The organism is Streptomyces sp. SID10853 (genome assembly GCF_010548145.1).
Taxonomy (GTDB): Bacteria; Actinomycetota; Actinomycetes; order Streptomycetales; family Streptomycetaceae; genus Streptomyces.
In genome coordinates this window covers 1-4,075 of record NZ_JAAGLN010000383.1, presented here as the reverse complement: position 1 = coordinate 4,075, position 4,075 = coordinate 1, and the positions used below count along the sequence as shown (strand labels likewise).

General features: G+C 71.1%; 4 protein-coding genes. All 4 read right to left on the bottom strand.

Annotation, left to right across the window (positions count from 1 at the left end):
- On the bottom strand, positions 1-300 hold a 300-nt coding region (locus G3I19_RS35075), incomplete at its 3' end, for a biotin/lipoyl-containing protein (protein ID WP_343235307.1).
- Positions 301-371: 71 nt separating this feature from the next.
- Positions 372-1,760, bottom strand: coding sequence for a dihydrolipoyl dehydrogenase (gene lpdA / locus G3I19_RS35070; protein WP_164267733.1), 1,389 nt, complete (start codon positions 1,758-1,760; stop codon positions 372-374).
- A gap of 305 nt (positions 1,761-2,065) precedes the next feature.
- Positions 2,066-3,598: a leucyl aminopeptidase gene (locus G3I19_RS35065; protein ID WP_164267732.1), complete on the bottom strand. Its 1,533-nt coding sequence runs from the start codon at positions 3,596-3,598 to the stop codon at positions 2,066-2,068.
- A 230-nt stretch (positions 3,599-3,828) separates the two neighbouring features.
- On the bottom strand, positions 3,829-4,075 hold a 247-nt coding region (locus tag G3I19_RS35060), incomplete at its 5' end, for an adenosylcobinamide-GDP ribazoletransferase (protein ID WP_203601040.1).

The window sequence follows — 4,075 nt, the reverse complement described above, 5'->3', positions numbered from 1 at the left end:
AGGAGCCTCGGCGGCGGGGGCCGGGGCCTCGGCGGCGGCCGGGGCGGCAGCGGGCTCGCCCGTGCCGTCGTCGATGACGGCCAGCTCGGCGCCGACCTCGACGGTCTCGTCCTCGGCGACCTTGATGGAGGCCAGCACACCGGAGGCCGGAGCCGGGATCTCGGTGTCGACCTTGTCGGTCGAGACCTCAAGCAGCGGCTCGTCGGCCTCGACGCGCTCGCCCTCGGCCTTGAGCCAGCGGGTGACGGTGCCCTCGGTGACGCTCTCGCCGAGCGCCGGCAGGGTTACGGAAACCGACATGGTTTCAGTTGCTCCTTACGGAAAGTGAAGTGGTCGTCGCGGCCCTGGGACGCAGTGCCCGGGAGGGGCTACTAGTCGTGGGCGTGCAGGGGCTTGCCGGCGAGGGCCAGATGGGCCTCACCGAGCGCCTCGTTCTGCGTCGGGTGCGCGTGGATGAGCTGCGCGACCTCGGCCGGCAGGGCTTCCCAGTTGTAGATCAGCTGGGCTTCGCCGACCTGCTCGCCCATCCGGTCACCGACCATGTGGACACCGACGACGGCACCGTCCTTGACCTGGACGAGCTTGATCTCGCCCGCGGTCTTGAGGATCTTGCTCCTGCCGTTGCCCGCGAGGCTGTACTTGAGGGCGACGACCTTGTCCGCGCCGTACACCTCCTTGGCCTTGGCCTCGGAGAGCCCCACCGACGCGACCTCGGGGTGGCAGTACGTCACCTTCGGCACACCGTCGTAGTCGATCGGCACGGTCTTCAGACCGGCGAGACGCTCCGCGACGAGGATGCCCTCGGCGAAGCCGACGTGCGCGAGCTGGAGGGTCGGGACCAGGTCACCGACGGCCGAGACCGTCTCGACGTTGGTCCGCATGTACTCGTCGACCAGGACATAGCCCCGGTCCATCGCGACGCCCTGCTCCTCGTAACCGAGGCCCTGCGAGACCGGTCCGCGGCCGATGGCCACGAGCAGCACCTCGGCCTCGAACTCCTTGCCGTCGGCCAGCGTGACCTTGACACCCTTCTCGGTGTACTCGGCCTTGTCGAAGAAGGTGCCCAGGTTGAACTTGATACCGCGCTTGCGGAACGCCCGCTCCAGGAGCTTCGAGCTGTTCTCGTCCTCGACCGGCACCAGGTGCTTCAGGCCCTCGACGACGGTCACCTCGGTGCCGAAGGACTTCCACGCCGAGGCGAACTCGACGCCGATGACGCCGCCGCCCAGGATGATCGCGGACTCCGGGACCCGGTCCAGCGTCAGGGCGTGGTCGGAGGAGATGATGCGGTTGCCGTCGATCTCCAGGCCGGGCAGCGACTTCGGTACGGAGCCGGTGGCCAGGAGGATGTGGCGGCCCTGGATGCGCTTGCCGTCCACGTCGACGGATGTGGGGGAGGAGAGACGCCCCTCACCCTCGATGTAGGTCACCTTGCGGGAGGCGACCAGCCCCTGCAGGCCCTTGTAGAGGCCCGCGATCACGTCGTCCTTGTACTTGTGGACCCCGGCGATGTCGATGCCATCGAAAGTGGCCTTGACACCGAACTGCTCGCTCTCACGCGCCTGGTCGGCGATCTCGCCGGCGTGCAGCAGGGCCTTGGTGGGGATGCAACCGTTGTGCAGGCAGGTGCCGCCGAGCTTGTTCTTCTCGATCAGGGCGACGTCGAGACCAAGCTGCGCCCCGCGCAGCGCCGCGGCGTAACCGCCGCTACCGCCGCCGAGAATCACTAGGTCGAAAACGGTGCTGGCGTCGTTCGCCACGTCACGTCCTCCATGCATGGTGCGCCGGTGCCGGTCTTCCCTGACCGGGCGGCGGCGGGTGTACGGCCGCTTTATTTCGGCCCTGTGGTGGGGGCCCTGTCCTGCCGAAGACCCATCTTCGCACTTGTCGGCCGCCGACGGGACGCCGGGCCGCAGTGTGGTACGTCCCATCCGCCGTCCGGGCCCCTCCCCGGGGCGTACGCGCGTACGGATTTCGTTCAGGGCGAACAGCGGCAAAGGCAGGGCAAAGCCGTACGGCCCCGGGCGGGGAGCCCGGGGCCGTACGGGACGTGCGGTGGCGAGGCTCAGCCGAGGTCGCCGTCGGCGGTGCGCTCCGCGAGGCGCACCAGGGTGCGGATCGCCGAGCCTGTGCCGCCCTTGGGGGTGTAGCCGAAGGGACCCGCCTCGTTGAAGGCCGGACCCGCGATGTCCAGGTGGGCCCAGGCGATGCCCTCGCCGACGAACTCCCGCAGGAAGATCCCGGCGACCAGGCCGCCGCCCATCCGCTCGCCCATGTTGGCGATGTCGGCGGTGGGGGAGTCGAGGCCCTTGCGCAGGTCGGCAGGGAGCGGCATCGGCCAGGACGGCTCGCCGACCTCCTCCGCGATCTCGTGCAGTTCGGTACGGAAGGCGTCGTCGTTGGACATGATGCCGAAGGTGCGGCTGCCGAGCGCCATCATCATCGCGCCGGTCAGCGTCGCCACGTCGACGATCGCGTCGGGGGCGTCCTCGGACGCCTTCGCCAGCGCGTCGGCCAGCACCAGCCGGCCCTCGGCGTCGGTGTTGAGCACCTCGACGGTCTTGCCGCTGTACATCCGCAGTACGTCACCCGGGCGGGTGGCCGAACCGGACGGCATGTTCTCGGCGAGCGCCAGCCAGCCGGTGACGTTGACCCGGAGACCGAGCCGCGCCGCCGTGACGACGGCGGCGAACACGGCGGCGGCACCGGCCATGTCGCACTTCATCGTCTCGTTGTGGCCGGCCGGCTTGAGCGAGATGCCGCCCGAGTCGTAGGTGATGCCCTTGCCGACGAAGGCGAGCGACTTGTCCGCCTTGGCGTGCGTGTAGGAGAGCTTCACCAGCCGCGGCGGGGCCTCCGAGCCGACGCCGACGCCGAGGATGCCGCCGAAGCCGCCCTTGGTGAGCGCCTTCTCGTCGAGCACCTGCACCTTGATGCCGTGCTCCTTGCCGGCCGCGGTGGCGACGGCGGCGAAGGACGCCGGGTTCAGCTCGTTCGGCGGGGTGTTGACCAGGTCGCGGGCGCGGTTGATCTCCTCCGCGACGGCCACGGCGCGCTCGGCGGCGGCCTTGTGGGCCTTGTCGCGCGGCTTGGCGCCCAGCAGGGCGACCTCGCCGAGCGGGCCCTTGGCGTCCTGCGGGACGGCCTGGAACGCGGTGAAGGCGTACGCGCCGAGCAGCGCGCCCTCGCCGATCGCCTGGACGTCCTCGGCGGCCGTGACGGGCAGCGCGAAGGCGGCCTTCTTGGCGCCGGCCAGCACCCGGGCGGCGACACCTGCGGCGCGCCGCAGGGTCTCCTCGGCGTACTCGCCGTCCGCCGCGTCCTTGGTGTCCGCCTTGTCCGGTACGGTGCCGAGCCCGACGGCCAGCACGACCGGGGCCTTGAGGCCGGCGGGCGCGGGGACCTTGGTCGCCTCGCCCTCGGCGCCGGTGGCACCCAGGGTCTCCAGTACGGCGGCGAGCTTTCCGCCGAACGCCTTGTCCACGGCTTCGGCGCCGGGTGCGACCACGGGGCCCTTGGCGCCCTTCGCCACGCCTACGACGACGGCGTCGGCGCGCAGCGTCGCGGCGCCGGCCGTGCTGAGAGTGAGAGCAGTCACGGTGGTGAAATCTCGCTTCCGTTGAGTTTGTCGGTGGCCGATGGATGGGGCCGCCCCGCCGCAGAGCCTACGCTCGGTGACGGAAATCGCCCACGCGGGCCGCTTATTAGACAGAGCGGCAAACACGGAGCGCCACACGGACCGCCGCACGGAGCGGCAGCCGGACCGCCACACGGGCCGTCACACAGGCCGCCGTCCGGGCAACGACGACAGCACTTTGACGACAGGCCCTAGCCGAACGTCAGCACCAGCAGGGCCGCCGTCGCCGCCGTCTCGGCCAGCGCGCCGAACACATCGCCGGTGACCCCGCCGAACCGGCGTACGCAGTGCCGCAGCAGGAGTTGGGCCGCGCCGAGCGCCAGCAGCACAGCGAGCGCGTGCCGCAGCACGCCGTACGGCCCGAAGAGCGCGCCCGCCGCCGCGCACACCGCGGTGACACCAACGGCCGTGCCCAGCGCGGCCCCTGCGGGTACCGCC